This window comes from Streptomyces sp. NPDC048211, from assembly GCF_043202315.1.
In the GTDB taxonomy this organism is placed as follows: domain Bacteria; phylum Actinomycetota; class Actinomycetes; order Streptomycetales; family Streptomycetaceae; genus Streptomyces.
Genome location: NZ_JBIDAD010000002.1, coordinates 792,159 through 808,925, shown reverse-complemented (window position 1 = coordinate 808,925; position 16,767 = coordinate 792,159). Strand labels below are relative to the sequence as shown.

Here is a 16,767-nt window from a genome sequence, read left to right as displayed (position 1 = left end):
CGTGCTGCACGGCCTGCCGCCGCTTTGACCTGCACCTACCCGGACGGGCGTCCGGCCCTTCGGTGCATGTGCGGAGCTCGCGCGGGCCCGTCGGGCGCGGTGGCGGGACCACAGCCCGGGCCGGAGGCTACGGTCTGTGCCATGACCGCTGATTCCCTACGCACTGTTTCCGTCGCACGGATCGGCCCCGGCCGCTTCACCGCGGCCAACTCCCGCGGTGACACCATCGCCTTCGGCACCGGCTCCGACGGCGGCTTCACCCCCGTCGAGCTCTTCCTCGCCGCGATCGGCGGATGCTCCGCTGCCGACGTGGACGTCGCCACCGCCCGGCACACCGAACCCACCACGTTCTCCCTCTCCGTCGAGGGCCACAAGATCGAGGAAGACGGAGGCAACCGCATGACGGACCTGAAGGTCACCTTCACCGTCGCATTCCCCGAAGGCGAAGCCGGCGACCGGGCCCGCACGATCCTGCCACGCGCCGTGAAGACCTCCCACGACAAGCTATGCACTGTCAGCCGCACGGTGGAGGCCGGAACTCCTGTCGCGGTGAACGTCGCCGACGCGAACTGAGCGGCGTTGGCCGGGGCCGGCGCTGACCCGACGCCGCACAGTCTCCGAGCACCGGCGCGTCGGGGCCTCCGGTGGATAGTCGACGGCGCCCTGGTCCCGGTCCGGACCGGAAGGTCGGCGCTCCTCGCGCAACTACCGCTTCGCAACTGGCGCGAAACGCCGGCCGTCCGCATCAGTTCCCTGGCGCCGCAGGACTGTCACGAGCTTCCCGAACTGCCGCAGGCTCAAACCGGTGAACGGGGCTGTCCAGGACGGCTCCGGCGCCGTGATCACACCCGCCACAACAAGGTCATCGCACCGGGCCAGCCCGCCCCGTCAACAAGCCTCCGTTTCAGCGGAACTCGTGGACCACCTGGAAATCGCCGACCATGTGGGCGTTGAAGTCGTCCAGCTCCTCGGCGGGAACCCAGAGCTTGAGGATCGTCTGCCCGCCGGCCTGTTGGATGGGATACCGGCCCAAGAACTCCGACTCGACCTCAAAACGAGTGACGAAGCCGGCGCCATCGTGTCTGACGTTCCAGTCCCGCGCAATCCTGACCGCGTAGTCCTCGTTGAGGACGGGGTAGAAAATCGACTGCTCGGGCAGCCGTGGCGGCCAGGCACACCAGGCCGGCTCCCGAACCAGATCCAGCTCCTTGGGGCCAGTAGGGCGCCACAAGACCGTCGTTGCTGGCTGGCTGGTCATCCGTATCGCTCTCTGAACGTATGCCGCCGGTATGGCAAGTCGGGAGACCGGACAATGCCGGCACCGCGAACTCGGCAGCTACGCGGTTTCCGCACCCGGCCAGTTCCGTGAACAGCAGTCACGGTCGAAGTCCTAGGCTGTGGCGGTGACTGATGAGCAGGAGCGGGTGCAGCCGTCGGGAGTCTGGGCCACGGCGGTGGGGGTGGCCCGGGTGCGGGCGCTGGAGAACGAGCGGGAGGACGCGCTGTTCCGCGATCCGCTGGCTCAGGCCTTCGCCACCGCCGGCGGCCTATGGCCCCACTCGCCGCCGCTGCCCGGTGACGAGGCCGCGCGCCGCCGCAGGCTGGCCGTGTCGTTCTCCATCGTCATCAGGACGAAGTTCCTCGACGACCTGCTGCAGCAGGCCTCCGCGTCCGGGATCAGGCAGGTCGTGCTGCTCGGCGCGGGCATGGACAGCCGGGCCTTCCGGATGAACTGGCCCGACGGCACCCGGCTGTTCGAAATCGACACCGCCGCGCCACTGGACTTCAAGGCTTCGGTGCTGCGCCAGGAGCGGGCCGTCGCACGCTGCGAGCGGATCACCGGCGCGGTGGATCTGCGCGAGGACTGGCCGGCCACATTGACCGCCGCAGGGCACAACCCGGCGCTGCCGACGGTGTGGATCGCCGAAGGGCTGCTGATCTATCTGCCCGAGGAGGCGGTGGAGCTGCTGCTGGCCCGGATCAGCGCACAGTCGGCGGCAGGCAGTCGGATAGGGCTGACGTTGGGCTCCCGCGGCGTGATCGAGCGCTTCGGCGCGGACGCCGTGCCGGGATCGGCAGCGTCCATGTGGGTCTCGGAGATGCCCGACGACCCGGTGGGCTGGCTGGCCGGGCACGGCTGGGAGGCCCACAGTTACACCCTGCGCGAACGCGCCGCCGCCTACGGCCGCCCGATCAGCACCCCACCGCCGCACGAGGAGCGTCCCGGAGGACTGATCTCGGCGGTCCGCAGGTAGAGCGCCTCCAGGCGGTCAAAGTTCAGTGGCGATCGGTCAAGGTTCACTGTCCCAGGACAGACCCTTACAGCTCCGGGCGTGTGCCGTGGTAGTGGGATTGTGTACGCGGGCGACTCTCAGTGGCCCGTCCAGCCGTACGAGGTGAACCTGCGTATCCATCCCTGCTTCCGGCCCGCTCCCGGCTGCCGGAACCCGGCCGGAGCCAGCGACAGCACGGTGCACACGGGCCGCGCGTACCAGACGATGGTGGGAGCTCAGAACCACACGGCGTTTCTGCGCAACGTCTCGACGACCGACGCCGGGTTCCAGGCTGACCGGCACGTGCGACTCCTGGAGGAGACCGCACTCGCGCTGCCACGGCTGCAACGCCAGCTCGCACGGTCGGACATGCCCGTTGAGCCCCACGCCGAGGTACGGGAAGGCACTGACGCGTTCCGAGGAGCCGCCGGGTGCCGGATACCTGTACAGCGCCACGACCGACCGGGCAGGCCGGGTATCGGCCGTGGGCGGAGCGGCAGGGGCTGAGGCGGGGACGTCCCCTTCGGTGTCCGCGGGCATCCGCCGCTGACATCACGGGCGGGCGTGCCTCGACGGTGAGCAGGCCCGGAAGTGCCTGTGCCTGGTCCCGCGGCACGGCGGCCTCTCCCGGCCCCGGGCGAGGTGAGCAGGCCCGGAAGTGCCTGTTCCCACGGCACTGCGGAGCCTCTTCCGGCCCCGGGCGGCGAGCGTGTCGGCGCTCGTCGCCCGGGGCCACGCGAGGCCGCCGGATCATCCGGCCGGCCCCCGGGGCCGCCGCTACCGCACGGTCACCGTGGCCGGCGTGTGCACCGACTGGCTCGGGAGGGTGACGGTGAGGACTCCGGTGCCGGCGTCCCAGTGGTATGCGTCCCGGCCGAGCCGCTTCCCGCGCACGGTGACCGACGCGGGCGCGTGGGTGGTGCCCAGGAGGGACAACGTCCACCGGCGGTTCTTCACCTGGCCGTGGAAGGAGCCCTTGGCCGCGCCGATCGACACGGTCCGGTACGAGCCCTTCTCCCGGTACGTCACGGCCGTCGTGGCGCTCCGGTCCTTCTGCGTCGTGGCGCCGTCGTCCTCGTACAGGCGGTACGAGCCCGACGCGCCGGTGGCGATGGAAAGACTGACGTCGGCCAGGGGATTGCGGTCGTTGTCGGTGACGTTGCCGGTGCGGGTGGGCATGATGCCGCCGGCCTTGATGAAGACGGGCATCGTGTCGAGCGTGGTGGTGACGGACTGTGTGGTGCCGCCCTGGTAGGTCTTGCCGGTGAAGTAGTCGGTCCACTGCCCCGGCGGGAACCACACCGAGGTGGTGGCGGACTCGCCGGGCGTGGTCACCGGGGCGACCAGGACGTCGGAGCCGTAGAAGTACTCGCTGCCGGCCGTCGCGTACGCCGCCGGCTCTTCGGGGTACTCCAGGTAGGCCGGGCGGACGATCGGCACTCCGGTGCGGTTCGCCTCCTCGGCGAGGGTGTAGGTGTAGGGCACCAGGTTCTCGCGGAGGTTGAGGAAGGCGTCGGCCGACTTGCGCGCCGCCGGGCCGTACTGCCACGGGAGCCGGTCGCTGTGATTGCTGTGCAGTCGGTCGACCGGCTGGAAGGTGCCGAACTGGACCCACCGGGCGTACAGGTCGTCGGGAAGCTTGTGCGTCCCCTCCTCCGAACCGGCGATGCCCGTCGTGTCGTTGTGGCCGCCGATGTCGTGGGTGATGGAGGCCATTCCGGTCGCCGCGGACTCACCCGGGGTATAGCCGACCTCCAGACGGAGGGTGCCCCAGGTGGAGGCGGTGTCGCCGGTGAAGTGGACGGTGCTGCGCTTGTCCGCCCAGGGGCCGGTCGGCAGGGCCTGCTGGCCGCTGTACCCGCCGGCCTGGAGCGAGCCGTAGGCGCGGGAGAGGACGAATCCCCGGCCGATGGCCTCGGCGGATGTGTCGGCGTAGCTCTGGTTGATCCAGGCGTCGGGGGTCACGCCCTTCAGCGAGGACTGGGAGGAGTCGCAGCACCAGTCCAGCCACCAGAAGTCGTTGCCCTGCCGGTCCATGGTCCGGTGCAGGTCCATATAGGCCTTGAGCTGGTCCGGGTCGCCGAAGTCGAAGACGTAGCAGTCGTCTCCGCAACCGCCCTTGACCAGCTTGCCCTTGGCGGTGGACTGCGCCTGGGCGAACTGGGGGTCAGAGGCCCGGATGCTCGGGTGCACGTTGAGCGTGTTGTGCAGCCCCTGGGCCTGTGACCAGTCGAAGAAGGCCTGCGGGTCGGGGAACTTGGCCGGGTCGATCTCCCAGCCACGCCAGGTGTCACCGGCCTTGAAGTCGGTGTCGGTCACCAGGACGTCGAGGGGCACCCCCTCCGCGCGGAAGGCGGGCAGGATCTTGTCCTGGTAGTCGGCGGCGGTCCGGTCGATGTACTCGGAGTACCAGACGCCGTACGCCCAGGCGGGCAGGAGTGCGGGTGGCCCGGTGAGCGTCGCGAGGTCCCCCAGGCCCTGCTTGTAGTCGTGCCCGTAGCCGAACACGTAGCCGTCCTGATAGGGCGCGCCGCCCCGCTCGGGGCGGGGGCGCACCTTCTTCGACGCGGTGTCGTACAGGGCCGACGGGGAGTCGTCGAGGAGGTACCAGCCGTCCTGGTTGAGCAGGCCCGGCGTGGTGACGGGGGCCGCGCTCTCGCCGGTCACGCCGTCCAGGCCGCGACGGTATCCGCCGAGCGCGATGTGGGGCTGGGGTTCGGCGGCGTCCGGGGCGGCGAGGGAGAGGGTGTCCGCGTTGACGTGACAGCTGTCCGGGTCGGGGCAGCCGAGGGTGACATCGTTGTCTCCCGCCTTCAGGGCGACGGGGACGGAGGCCGTCCGCCAGTCGTCCCAGTCCTTCGTGGCGGGGAGCTCCAGCTTCGTGGCCGGCCCAGTGGGCGCGGTCGTCACGGTGGCGGCGCGCGTCCGGTGCAGGCCGTCGCCGCCCTGCCCGTTGGCGTATCGCAGCCGGAGTGTGTACGTGCCGTCGGCAGGGACGCCGACCACATGGGCCGTCAGGCTCGACCCCTTGTCGAGTTCGGCGACGAAGCCGTTGCCCGCGTATCCCGGGTGGTCCAGGGCTCCGGTGGCCGTGCCGCCGATGCGCGCCGACTCCGCCTCGCAACTCGTCCCGAAGAGACAGTCCTTGACGGCGGTGTCGGAGACGGACGGGTACTCCTGGCCATCGGACCGGAGCAGGGCGAGGCTGTCGACGTTGACCGATCCCGAGTCCGAGGCGGTCCGGGTCAGTGCGAGCGTGTGCGGCCCCTTGCCGAGCTCCACCTCCGCCGTGGCCTTCGCCCAGGTGTCCCAGTCCGCCGTGGCCGGCAGGTTCACCTTCTGCGGGGCACCGCCGTCCACCGAGAGGGACAGGGTCCGTGTCTCCGTCTTGCCGTCCCCGCCGGTGGCGTTGGCGTACTTCAGGGCGAACCGGTAGGTCCCCGCAGCACTGACATCGATGTCAGCCGACACCGAACTGCCGGTGGCCTCGAAGCCCGCGGCGAAGGCGGCCCCGGTGTGGCCCCGGTGGTCGGCGGCGGTGCCGAGCCCGTCGAGCCGCAGGTCCTCCGCCTCGCACAGGGCTCCCGGTGTGCAGACGATCCGCTGCCAGGGGGCGGCGGCTACCGGATTCGCTCCCGCTTCGAGGCTGAGGGAGAGATTGTGTGCGTCGAAGGGCCCGGAACCGACTCGGTATCGCAGGGTCATCGCACTCGTCGAGACGGTCAGCCACCCGTCCTTCGTCCGTGCCGTGTAGGCGGTCGGAGTGAACCCTTCGCGCCCGATCGCATTGAACGTCGGATCGTCGGTGAACGCGCCGTCGCCCGCGTACTCGGTACGGATCAGGGTCGGCGAGAGGATCTCGAAGCGGGCGTCCCCGGAGGTGACGGCCGGAATCCGGTGGCTGTGACTCCCTCCGGCCGAGGCGGCTCCGGCGACGGTCAGGCTCGTCGAGGCGGCCACGGCGAGTACGGCGGCCACGCCCACTCTCCGACGCACGCCTCGTGGCATCCAGCCACAGCTCATCGATGCGGGTATCACACACAACTCCGTTCTCCTGCACGCCGGCTGATGGCACATCGCTGCCACCTCGCCGCTTTCCCAGTCGATTTCAACGTTGGAAATCCCCTGTTCGGCACGAAGGAGACCACGCCCTCTCGCCTGATGTCCATAAGGGTGCGGCAAAATGAGGCGGGGCCGGGGCTGCGGACCGCCTCTCGCCCGCGCGGTCCCCTCCGAGGCGGTGCCGGTGCGGCTACGCGACCGGCCCACCCCGCACCTGCCCGTCGAACCGGAGAGCCGACGTACCGGCGGACCCCATGAGCCGGGGATCCGCCGGTCCCGTCCTCCGTGTCAGTCGGGGAGTCCGGCCACGACGACCTTCGTCGCCCCTCCGTCCGTCTTGTCCGTGGCGTAGAAGGCGACCTCACCACGGTTGTTCACCCCGATGCCCTCGGTCGGCACCCAGTGCGCCGTGTCCACCATCGCTCCGAGGTCGTACATCCGGCCCTGCGGGTCCCACACCACGGCGGTGGAGGCGTCGGGCTGCAACTCGGCGGTGCCGACGATCCAGCCGGCCTCGTCGACCGCCTCGGCGTCCGCGTCGAAACCGAAGTCGGGCAGCCGGGTCATGGTGCCGCCCGGCTTCAGGACGAACGCGTCGTGACCGCTGGTGCCGACGACGGTGCCCGTGTCGTTCACGTCCCGGGCGATGCTGTCCGGCATCCCCGGCAGCGTCCCGAGGTCGGTGACCGTTCCGTCCGGGGCCCACTCGACGGCCCGGCGCTTGCCCTCCTTGCGGGCGTGGCCGACGACGACCCCCGCGTTGTTTACGGCGAGGGGTTCGGTGAGGTCCCTCTCCGACGTCAGGTTCGCCAGCCTGGTGAACCCACCGTCCTTCGTCCAGCGGAAGCCTTCGTTGACCGTGAGCTTGTGGCCGGTGGCCGGATCGTCGATCAGGCCGGAGGCGTTGCCGACGACTGCCCCGGAGTCGTTGACCGCGAAGGCGCGGTCGTAGGTGTATGCCTCGTACGCGGGCAGCGGCAGGGTGGTGAGCGTGCCGTCCGGTGCCCACACACCGCCGCGCGTACCCTCGGCCAGCGTCAACTGGCCTGCGGCGTAGCCCGCTTCCTCACTCGCTCCGAGCACGTGGCCCTCGCGGGCACCGGCGTTGTCGAGCAGAGTGACACCGCTCGCCGCGTCCCAGCGCATAGGCTGGGAGCGGCCGGCTGCCAGCCGGGAGCCGACGACGCGGCCCCGGTCGTCAAGGGCGAAGGCGATGGCGGGGCCGAATTCCGCGGTGACCTCCGCCTTCGGCTGGGTGACCGTGCCGATCAGGACGTCGGAGCTGCCGATGACGGTGTCCTCGTCGGTGACCAGGGAGAAGCGCCCCACCAGGCGGCGGCCCGCCGGGGGGCGGGTGTCGGCGACCAGACGGCCGCGCACACCGAGCGACCCGCCGGAGGCGAGATCGACGGGGGTGCCGTCCTCCACGGTCGCGGAACCGAGGGAGTCGGCGAACATCGTGTCCTGGATGTCGAAGTCGGTGCTGCCCGAGGGCACGCTCACCCCGGCGATGTAGAGCTCGTAGTACCCGGGAGCCGGCTTGTCGACGGCGATCGTCTCCTCGGAGCCTCCGTTGGTGGAGGAACCGATCAGGGCGCCGCTCTGGGCGACCAGGAACAGGTCGAGGTCGGCCTCGGGGTCGGCTGCGTTGCCCATCGACACCTCGAAGCGTGAGGCGTCGCGGGGCACGATGATCTGCTTGCCGGTCATCTCCTGGTCGCCGACCGTGGGATGAGCCTCGGCCAGGGCGCCCAGGGCGCCGCCGGCCGCGTGGGCCCGGACGGGCGCGAACGCGTTGACGGCGGTGAAATTCCGCTCCAGCGGGGCGTGCAGGGCCGCCTCGTCGACCACCGAGGACGGCGGGTCGAGGGTGGCGCCCTGGATGGTCGCGGTCAGCCGGTAGGGGTTCTCCGACAGCGGCGACGTACGTCGGCTCTCCACCTCGAACTCCCAGACACCGGGCATCGGATGCTCGTACACCCGGGTCGTGAGGTCGCACTCCTTCTCGTCGGAGTAGTGGGTGTAGCAGCGGCCCGCACCGGTGTCGTCGGCCGGCATGCCCTGGGGGTCGACGGCCAGGAAGCGGGTCTGGGAGCCCTCGGCGATGCGGGACAGGTCCACCCGGACGGCGGAGGCACCCTTCGGAACGGTGACGAACATCGACCGGGTCCGGTTGCGAACGGCGTCGCCCGACGCCGCGACGCGGTACGCGGGACTGCCGGGCAGTTCCGCGACGACGACGGTCACCAGCACCATGCGGTCGACACCGGGGGTGGCCGGGTCGTCGACGCGCAGCACGGCGGAGTGCGCGCCCGTGGTCCTGGCCCGTGCGCGGACGGCCACGGTCGTGGTGTCCCCCTGCTTCAGCGTGACGCGCTCGGGCGCGTCGAACGTGCCGTCGTTGCCGAGCCAGGACAGTTCGGTGAGGCTGCTCCCCGATCCGGTGCGGGTGATCTCGACGCCGTAGGTGCGCGTCGTACCGGCGACCTGGCCGCCGTCCTGGGGCGCGCAGCGGTTGTAGACGCCCTCGCCGCTGTCCGGGGTGGCGAGCATCCGGGACAGCGCACCGCAGACCGGGGCCTTGACGTCGTACGCCGTGGGTTCGGTCCGCTCGCCGTGGGACGTGTGCTTCGCCAGGGTCTTCCAGGCGGCGGGCACCGAGATGAGGCCGGCGCCCTGGGCGTACGCGGGCTCCTCGTCGAGGAAGCGCGCGGAGCCGGTCAGTGCGGCGCGCAGGGCGGCCGGGCTGACGTGCTTGCGGCCGGTTCCGGCGGCGGCGGAGAGCAGGAGGGCGGCGTCTCCCGCGGCCATCGGGGAGGCCATCGACGTGCCGTTGAACATGCCGTAGCCCGGGGCAGTTCGTAGCCGGCCTGCGGGACGGGCGAACCGGGCAGCCAGGTCGGGATGGAGGAGACGGCGGCGCCGGGCGCGAGCAGCGTCGGCTTCATCCCGCCGTCCTCGCGCGGTCCTCGGGCCGAGAACGGGAAGAGGGCCTGTCGTGCCGTGACCCGCGAACCGTAGTCGGCCCACCAGGTCTCCCGGCTGACCGAGGCACCGACGCTGACGACGCGTCCGGCCACGGACGGGTCCCCGACCGTGTTCACGCCGGGACCGTCGTTGCCGGCGGAGACGAAGATCTGCACGCCGTACTCGTCGATGAGCCGGTCGTACAGGACCGCACGGACGTTCTGGCCGTCATTGAGGGCGGGCAGGCCGCCGACGGACAGGTTGACGACGTCGACGTGCTTGTTCGCGACGGCGTCGATCATGCCCTCGACCAGGGCGTAGGAGGTGCAGCCGGAGGCGAACAGACAGCCACGTTCGGACACGATGCGCGCGCCGGGGGGCAGCGCCGTTCATCTTCCCGCCGAACAGTCCGTGCCCGGCGGTGATGCCGGCGGCGTGCGTACCGTGGGCGCCGGAGACGATGCCGATACTGACGAAGTCGGCGGTCTTGCCGGTGCTGGTGCCGCCGCGCGGGAGAGGTCGACGTCGTCGCGGTACTCGACGGTGAACGGCAGCGACTCGGCGACGGGGGTGGCGGGATCGTCGGTGCCGAAGCGGGCCATGGTGCCGCTCTCGGCGTACGGCCGCACGGTCTCGTCCGCCTCGAAGGAGTGGTCGAGATCGGTGTCGACCCAGATGGTGTGATCGGCCTTGCGGTACAGGACGCCGAAGCTGTCCTTGTAGTCACCGTCGCGGTTGACGTCTCCGCCGAGCTCACTGCCCCAGGTGCCGCTCTCCTTGAACACCTGGAACTGGAACTCGCCTTCGGGAGCGCTCCAGGTGGCACCGGCGCTGGAGAAGGACGGGCCGGTGACCTTGGTGCGCATCTCCAGCCAGGTCGGGTCCTGGTCCGTCACGGGGTCGGTAGCGGTGACCCAGTCGGCGATCTTCGGTGCGCCGGTCGTGGTGGTCCGCAGCGCCGGGTGGCTCGCGTCCACGCCGGTGTCGAGGATGCCAATGGTGACACCGCGGCCGTCCCAGTCCGGGTGGTCCCCGACGAAGTCGACGGCGCCGGTGTCGGCCGTCGGCAGGTAGGGATTGGCGGCGGGCGTCCCCTTGCCCGGCGCGGGTACAGGCTTGCCGGCGGCGGGGGCCTTCCGGTCGGCCGCCGTGACGGGAGACGGGTCCGGCAGGTCGAAGGTCTCGCCGAGGTCCATCGCGGCGACGGTGCCGAGCGCCGCGAGCTTCTCGGCCTTCTCCGTCGGCACGGTGGCCCGTACGTACCCCAGCCGGTCGTCCGACGTGGCGACGTGTGCGCCCAGCCCGGCGAGGTCGGCACGGAGCTGCGCGGTGCGGCCCTTCGGCGCGGCGAGCAGGACGGTGACCGTCTTCTCCTTGCCGGACCGCGCCTTCTGCAGCAGGGTGCGGTCGTGGGGGCCCAGCTTGTCGTGCCGGGTGTCCTTCGGTACGTCGGCCTTGCGGGCCCCGAGCGGGTGCGGGATCTCCGCGGCCGGGGCGGGTTGCGCGGCCTGGGCGGGCGGGCCGGACAGGCTCAGCAGCGAGCCGGCCAGGGCAGCCGTGAGGGCGACGGCGGTGAGCCGTCGCCTTCGGGAGGTGGACGGTCCCTCTTTCGGTCGGTTGCGTCCCGGAAGGTCTATGGGACGGAGCCGGACCGAGGGCAGGGGCCAGGTGTGGCGGGTTGTGGACATGTCGTAAGGACGCCGGCGGGAGGGGCTGTTGACGGACCTGTCTCACCTCTCGCCGCGGCCGGGGCGCGGTCAGACGGAGCAGTGGGCCGGTCCGATGACGCCGTCGGTGCCGGTGACCGTCACCGCCTCACCGCGGTCGGCGGTACGGGCCTGCGCCGCGGTGCAGAAGAGCTGCTGGCGTGCGGATTCCGAAAGCCCGGTGACCCGGGTGTCCAGGGTGACGCGTACCCCCTGCGCGCTCAGCTCGACACCGATCTTGATCCGGTCACCCGGCAGTTCGGAGCGCAGGCCCGCGTCGCGCTCCGCCCGGGTAGGACCTGCGAAGAGCAGGCTGAGGGCCTTGCTGGCTCCGGCGGGCGGCATCTCCCCGCCCGACCCCGACCCCGCTCCCGACCCGCTCCCCTGCCAATCGGCGTAGCGCACCACCGGCATCAGCCGGGACGCCGTGGACGAGGACACGAAGTACAGGACCGTGCCGAGCTGTCCGGCCGGTGCGACCTGCACGATCGCCGGTTCGCCGGCCTCGACGACGTCCGTCGCCCGGATGCCGCATCCGGCGGCCAGCAGCACCACGGGCAGCAGCGCGCCGAGCGCGCGCCCGCTCCTCACCGCCCCTCCAAGGGCAGTTCGACGGTGAACACCGCGCCACCGGCCGGTCCGTTCGCGGCCTGGACCGTGCCGCCGTGCAACCGGACGTTCTCCCGGGTGATCGCGAGGCCCAGCCCGCTCCCCGTCGACCGTGTACGGGCGGCGTCGGCCTTGTAGAAGCGGTCGAAGATGTGCGGGAGTACGGCGGCGTCGATTCCCGGTCCGCTGTCCTCGACCTCCGCCACCAGCCGGGCCACGCCGTCCCGCTGCCCGGTCCGCAGGCGTACGGTGACGGGCTCGGCGCCGTGCCGCAGTGCGTTGCCGACCAGGTTGGCGACGACCACGTCGAAACGCCGCGGGTCGAGCACCGCTCGTACCCCGTCGGGGAGTTCGGTACGGACGCGGTCGTCCCAGTGGCGGGCCTGGAGGGTCTTGCGGATGGTCTCGGCCACGTCGACCTCGTCGCTGTGGAGGTCGACGGCTCCGGCGTCGAATCGGGAGATCTCCATCAGGTCCTCGACGAGCGTGGCGAGTTTGCCGGTCTCCGTACTGATCAGCCGGACGGCCGCCGCGGTGTCGGGCCGCAGCCCGGCTGCGTCCTCGTCGAGCACCTCGGTGACGGCCAGCATGCCCGCGAGCGGGGTGCGCAGTTCGTGCGAGACGTCCGAGGCGAAGCGCCGGGCCCGTTCCTCGGCCTGGCGGAGTTCGTCGACGGACTCCTGGAGCTTGGTCGACGACTCGTTGAACGTCCAGGCCAGTTCGGCGATTTCGTCGGAGCCGCGGACCGCGATCCGGGTGTGGAGTTCGCCCCGGCCGATGCCGGCGGCGGCGCGGCGCAGTTCGCGTACCGGACGCAGGACGCTGCGCGCGGCGAGAAGGGCGGGGACCAGGGCGATGAGCAGGCCGGGCAGGGCACCGTCGCGGGCGGCGGTGACCATGGCGTCGACATTCGCCTCCTCGGTGGCGAGCGGCATCACGGCGTAGAGGACGAGACCGGTGGGCTGGCGGCCGTCGCCGCGGTTGAAGAGGGTCGGCATGCCGACGGTCAGCCAGGGTTTTCCGTCCTTGACCACCCGTTGGAACGAGCCGTGGCCGTTGTTCCTGGCCGCCGTCCGCAGCGCCGCCGTGATCACGGTGGAGGTCGGCCGGTCCGAGGAGGAGACCCGCAGGTTCCCGTACTCGGCGAAGACGGTCCAGGTGTGCGACTTGCCGTCACGGGCCAGGGAGAGGCACAGGTCCCGCAGGCCGACCGGGTCGGGCGGGAGGTCGATGCCCCGCGCGCTGATCCGGTCGCGGAACTGGGCGACGGCGGTGTCCTGCGCCTGTTGCATGATCGCGGAGCGGGCCTCGCGGTAGGTCAGGGTGGCGGTCGTCGCGGCGCTGAGGGCGGCGACGAACAGGAACGCGGCTATGAGCCGGGTACGCAGGCCGAACCGGGCCGAGAGCAGCTTCATCCGACGGGTCCGAAGCGGTAGCCGAAACCACGGACGGTCTGGATGTAGCGGGGGCTGCCCGCCACGTCCTCGATCTTCTGCCGCAGCCTGCGTACACAGGCGTCGACCAGCCGGGCGTCACCGTGGTAGCTGTGCTCCCACACGTATTCGAGGAGCTGCTGGCGGCTGAAGACCTGCTCGGGCGAGGCCGACAGGTGGAGCAGCAGCTTCAGTTCGGAAGGGGCGAGCAGCAGGCGCTCCCCCGCCTTGGCGACGGCGAGGCCGACCCGGTCGACGGTCAGGGCGCCGTGGGTCTCGACGCCGCCGCGCCCCGCGGGTTCGGCGAGCCGCCGCAGCACCGCGCGAATCCTGGCCTCTATGACCTCGGTACGGGCGGGCTTGACGATGTAGTCGTCGGCGCCCGCCTCCAGTCCCACGACCACGTCGAAGTCGTCGCCGCGCGCGGTGAGCATGATGATCGGCAGCTGGCTGGTCTCGCGGATGCGGCGGCACACCTGGACGCCGTTCATCCCCGGCAGCATGAGGTCGAGCAGGACGAGTTCGGGCCTGAACTCCGCCAGCGCGGCCAGTCCCGCCTCGCCCGTCCCGACGGTCCGCATCTCGTGCCCGCGCCGACGCAGCCCCAGCTCGACCCCTTCCCGTACGGAGGGGTCGTCTTCGATCAGCAGCACGCGAGGCATGGCGTCAGTATCCCAGCGGTCAAGGAGTGGATTCGAAAAGGGTGAGAGGCAGGGGCGCGCTGTCTCAGGTGCGCCGCAGCCGCCCGCGGACCGCGCTCAGCGCGGCCTCGACCTCGGTCAGCCGCAGCGGCCGGGCCAGCAGGGCCACCACCAGGAAGAGGACCAGCACGCCGGTCCCGGCCGCGGCGAAGTCCCCGATTCCCGGTCCGTCCGTGTCGACGGCACGGGCCGCCCCGTACGCGAGCAGCCCCGCGGGAACGCACGCGGCCACCAGCCGGGCATGTGCCCACACCCCCGGCGAGCGCAGCAGCGAGGGCCGTTCCGTGCCGGCCGCGGAGACCCTGCGGTGCAGTACGTACGCGGTGACGGCGAACCCGGCGAACAGGGCCACGGAGTACGCCCCGGCCATCCCCGTCACCGCCCAGCGCGCGGGCAGCAGCAGATAGGCGGCGACCGAGAGCCCGGCGTTGAACGCGGCGATGACCAGGTTGAGGAGGAAGGGCGTGCGGGTGTCGCCCATCGCGTAGAAGCCGCGCGAGAGCACGTACTGCCCGGAGAAGGCGATGAGTCCGGGCGCGAAGGCGGCCATCATGCCCGCCATCACGGTGACGTCGGCCGGGCCGGTCTGTCCGTACCCGAAGACGGATCCCATCACCCAGGGGGCGAGCGCGAGCAGTGCGGCCGCGGCCGGGACCACGACGGCGGCGGAGGTCCGCAGCGCGTACGAGACGTCCCGCCGCACCCCGGCCAGATCCCCGTCGGCGGCGGACCGGCTCATCCGCGGCATCAGCGCGGTGACGAGGCTGACGGTCACGATGCCTTGCGGCACCACCCACAGCTGATAGGCGTAGCTGTACGCGGTGTAGCCCGCGCCGCCCGCCAGGTGCTGGTCCGCCGCGTGCTGGCCGGTGGCGGTGGAGAGCCTGGTCACCACCCAGTAGGCGGCCTGGTTGGTGAGCACGAGCATGACGAGCCAGCCGGCGGCCCGCAGCGGCCGGGTGAGTCCGCTGCCGCGCCAGTCGAACCGAGGCCGCCAGCGGAACCTCGCGGCGCGCAGGGCGGGCACCAGCGCGAGGGTCTGCACGGCGATTCCGGCCGTGGTCCCCCAGCCGAGCCACTGTGCCTGGGCCGGGGTCAGTTCGCCGTCCGCGCGCGCGGCCGTCCAGAGGTAGAGCCCGAACACCGCGATGATCACGAGGTTGTTGAGGACGGGGGTCCACATCATGGCGCCGAACCGGTTGCGGGCGTTGAGCACTTGCCCGAGCAGTGTGAAGAGCCCGTAGAAGAGGATCTGAGGCAGGCAGTAGCGGGCCAGGGCGATGGTGAGTTCGGCCTGCTCACCGTCGTAGGTCGGGGCGTACACCGAGATGATCAGCGGGGCGCCGACGACGGCGAGCGCGGTGAGGGCGAGCAGCCCGGCCGTACAGAGGGTGAGGAGGCGGTCGGTGTAGGCGGCGCCTCCGTCGCTGTGCTCCCGGGCGGCCCGGACGAGTTCGGGGACGAAGACGGCGTTGAGGGCTCCGCCGATCAGCAGCATGTAGAGGATGTTGGGGACGGTGTTGGCGACCGTGTAGCCGTCGGCCCGCAGTGAGGTGCCGAGCGCGGCGACGACGACCGCCGAGCGTATGAAGCCCGTGGCCCGCGAGACAACGGAACCTGCGGCCATGACGGCGCCGCTGCGCAGCACCGAGCCGGAGCCCTGCCGCTCGCGCTGTTCGGGGGCGACCGTGCCGGTGGTCGCGTCCGCGGCCGTCACCGGTGTGCCAGGTAGGCCTGGAACGCCCGGTACAGCGTCTTGTTGGCGGCTCCGCCCACCGATGTCTCCCACTCTCCGAGGGTCTCCACGACCTGTCCTCCGGTGCCGAACTTCCAGCGCAGCAGCCCGAAGGGACGGTCGTCGGGATCGAGCGTGGAGGATACCCCGCGCATGTCGTACACCTCGGCGCCCTGGGCCTGTGCGTCGAGGATCATCTGCCACTGGAGGGCGTTGCTGGGGCGGACCTCGCGGCGGTGGTCGGCGGACGCGCCCGTCTGGTACCAGACCCGGCGCCCGGTGCTGATCATCGTGTGGGCGGCGAGTATCTCGCCCTCGTGCACGGCGAGGCAGAGCTTCATCCTGCCCGGCTGTTCGGCGTTGAGCACGGCGTACTGGCGCTGGTAGTAGGCCAGGGAACGGCCGAGCCGGAAACCGTCGCGTTCTTCGGTGATCCGCAGCAGGCGGTGGAACTCGGGGAGTTCGGCCGCGCTTCCGGTGACGATGCGCACCCCCGCCTTTCCGGCGCGGCGGACGTTGCGGCGCCACTCCTGGTTGAGCCCGGCCCACAGGTCGTCGGGGGTCCGTCCGGCGAGCGGCACCCGGAAGACGTACCGGGGCTGGGCGTCGGCGTCGTCGCCGTCCCCGCCGCAGCGCCGCCAGCCGCGGGCCCGCAGCCGGTCGGCCACGGCAGCCCCGAGCGGGTCGACCTCGCTCGCCAGTACGTCGCCGACGCTGCGGCCGGGTCCGGTGGCGGCCTTGAGACGGGCGGTGTCCCAGCGGCGGTAGGCCGGGGACGGCCCGATGCGTACGGCGAAGGCGCCCGCGCCGCGCAGATGCGCCATGAGGGGCCGGAGCCAGCGGTCGATTCCGGGATCGGACCAGTCCGCCACCGGTCCTTCCGGCATATAGGCGAAGTATTTCCGGGTGCCGGGGAATTGCCGGTAGAGAATCAGCGCGCTCCCGGCCAATTCACCGCGGTCGCCGAGCCAGCCGACCGTTTCCGACGTCCACTGCTCTTTCACACCGGCCCAGGACGGGTACTGGAGAAAGCTCGCGTCCGCGTGCGTGGCCACCTGTGTCCGGTGCTCGGCGGCGGTCAGGCCGCATATGCGCAGTTCCTGGTCACGGCTGCGTTCTCCGGTCGCGAGCAGCGCTGACATGTCCGTGGCCCTCCCTCGTGGGCCCCGCGGCGGTCCTGCGGGGCTGCACAGGATGCTCACAGCGGACCATGACCGGGCTGCGCGCCGGATGTGACCGGACGATGACCGTTGCGCTGCGCTTCTTGTCACACACCGCATT

The 16,767-nt window shown here is 71.5% G+C and carries 12 protein-coding genes and 1 pseudogene; 2 read left to right on the top strand and 11 right to left on the bottom strand.

The window, feature by feature from the left end; translation table 11 throughout:
* Positions 1 to 141: 141 nt before the first annotated feature.
* Positions 142 to 573 (top strand): OsmC family protein, encoded by a 432-nt coding sequence (locus ACGFZA_RS10455; protein ID WP_393678637.1) that lies wholly within the window; start codon positions 142 to 144, stop codon positions 571 to 573.
* 168 nt (positions 574 to 741) lie between these two features.
* On the opposite strand, the pseudogene ACGFZA_RS10450 reads toward ACGFZA_RS10455, so the two are convergent.
* A pseudogene (locus tag ACGFZA_RS10450) lies at positions 742 to 855 on the bottom strand (IS5/IS1182 family transposase); the annotation flags it as partial.
* 49 nt (positions 856 to 904) lie between these two features.
* Positions 905 to 1,258, bottom strand: a complete 354-nt coding sequence (locus tag ACGFZA_RS10445) for a hypothetical protein (RefSeq protein ID WP_393678636.1) — start codon at positions 1,256 to 1,258, stop codon at positions 905 to 907.
* A 145-nt stretch (positions 1,259 to 1,403) separates the two neighbouring features.
* On the opposite strand from ACGFZA_RS10445, the gene ACGFZA_RS10440 reads away from it, so the two are divergent.
* Positions 1,404 to 2,255, top strand: a complete 852-nt coding sequence (locus ACGFZA_RS10440; protein ID WP_393678635.1) for a class I SAM-dependent methyltransferase — start codon at positions 1,404 to 1,406, stop codon at positions 2,253 to 2,255.
* Positions 2,256 to 3,050: 795 nt separating this feature from the next.
* Here the strand turns inward: ACGFZA_RS10440 and ACGFZA_RS10435 are convergent.
* The 9 genes from ACGFZA_RS10435 to ACGFZA_RS10395 all read right to left on the bottom strand — a co-directional run bounded on the left by ACGFZA_RS10435 (position 3,051) and on the right by ACGFZA_RS10395 (position 16,628).
* On the bottom strand, positions 3,051 to 6,281 hold the full coding sequence (locus ACGFZA_RS10435) for a TIM-barrel domain-containing protein (protein WP_393678634.1): 3,231 nt from the start codon (positions 6,279 to 6,281) through the stop codon (positions 3,051 to 3,053).
* Between the two features lie 342 nt (positions 6,282 to 6,623).
* Complete coding sequence (locus ACGFZA_RS10430) at positions 6,624 to 9,146, bottom strand: hypothetical protein (RefSeq protein ID WP_393678633.1); 2,523 nt, start codon at positions 9,144 to 9,146, stop codon at positions 6,624 to 6,626.
* Positions 9,056 to 9,664, bottom strand: coding sequence for a S8 family serine peptidase (locus tag ACGFZA_RS10425; RefSeq protein ID WP_393678632.1), 609 nt, complete (start codon positions 9,662 to 9,664; stop codon positions 9,056 to 9,058). Before ACGFZA_RS10425 ends, ACGFZA_RS10430 begins: the two co-directional genes overlap by 91 nt.
* Positions 9,665 to 9,691: 27 nt before the next feature.
* Positions 9,692 to 10,990, bottom strand: a complete 1,299-nt coding sequence (locus ACGFZA_RS10420) for a hypothetical protein (protein WP_393678631.1) — start codon at positions 10,988 to 10,990, stop codon at positions 9,692 to 9,694.
* 69 nt (positions 10,991 to 11,059) lie between these two features.
* A complete protein-coding gene (locus tag ACGFZA_RS10415; protein WP_385272772.1) occupies positions 11,060 to 11,599 on the bottom strand; it encodes a hypothetical protein in 540 nt (179 codons plus the stop codon).
* Positions 11,596 to 13,032: a sensor histidine kinase gene (locus tag ACGFZA_RS10410; RefSeq protein ID WP_393678630.1), complete on the bottom strand. Its 1,437-nt coding sequence runs from the start codon at positions 13,030 to 13,032 to the stop codon at positions 11,596 to 11,598. The genes ACGFZA_RS10415 and ACGFZA_RS10410 overlap by 4 nt, the downstream gene beginning before the upstream one ends.
* Positions 13,029 to 13,712 (bottom strand): response regulator, encoded by a 684-nt coding sequence (locus ACGFZA_RS10405; RefSeq protein ID WP_385272778.1) that lies wholly within the window; start codon positions 13,710 to 13,712, stop codon positions 13,029 to 13,031. Before ACGFZA_RS10405 ends, ACGFZA_RS10410 begins: the two co-directional genes overlap by 4 nt.
* A gap of 64 nt (positions 13,713 to 13,776) precedes the next feature.
* Positions 13,777 to 15,468, bottom strand: coding sequence for a murein biosynthesis integral membrane protein MurJ (gene murJ, locus ACGFZA_RS10400; RefSeq protein WP_393678629.1), 1,692 nt, complete (start codon positions 15,466 to 15,468; stop codon positions 13,777 to 13,779).
* Positions 15,465 to 16,628, bottom strand: coding sequence for a lipid II:glycine glycyltransferase FemX (locus ACGFZA_RS10395; protein ID WP_385272784.1), 1,164 nt, complete (start codon positions 16,626 to 16,628; stop codon positions 15,465 to 15,467). Before ACGFZA_RS10395 ends, murJ begins: the two co-directional genes overlap by 4 nt.
* Between the last annotated feature and the right edge of the window lie 139 nt (positions 16,629 to 16,767).

Excerpts from the sequence above, each read along its gene's own strand:
- ACGFZA_RS10455 (WP_393678637.1), top strand. The coding sequence starts at position 142 with ATGACCGCTGATTCCCTACGCACTGTTTCCGTCGCACGGATCGGCCCC.
- ACGFZA_RS10445 (WP_393678636.1), bottom strand. The coding sequence starts at position 1,258 with ATGACCAGCCAGCCAGCAACGACGGTCTTGTGGCGCCCTACTGGCCCC.
- ACGFZA_RS10435 (WP_393678634.1), bottom strand. The coding sequence starts at position 6,281 with ATGCCACGAGGCGTGCGTCGGAGAGTGGGCGTGGCCGCCGTACTCGCC.
- ACGFZA_RS10430 (WP_393678633.1), bottom strand. The coding sequence starts at position 9,146 with ATGGCCGCGGGAGACGCCGCCCTCCTGCTCTCCGCCGCCGCCGGAACC.
- ACGFZA_RS10420 (WP_393678631.1), bottom strand. The coding sequence starts at position 10,990 with ATGTCCACAACCCGCCACACCTGGCCCCTGCCCTCGGTCCGGCTCCGT.
- ACGFZA_RS10410 (WP_393678630.1), bottom strand. The coding sequence starts at position 13,032 with ATGAAGCTGCTCTCGGCCCGGTTCGGCCTGCGTACCCGGCTCATAGCC.
- ACGFZA_RS10405 (WP_385272778.1), bottom strand. The coding sequence starts at position 13,712 with ATGCCTCGCGTGCTGCTGATCGAAGACGACCCCTCCGTACGGGAAGGG.
- ACGFZA_RS10395 (WP_385272784.1), bottom strand. The coding sequence starts at position 16,628 with ATGTCAGCGCTGCTCGCGACCGGAGAACGCAGCCGTGACCAGGAACTG.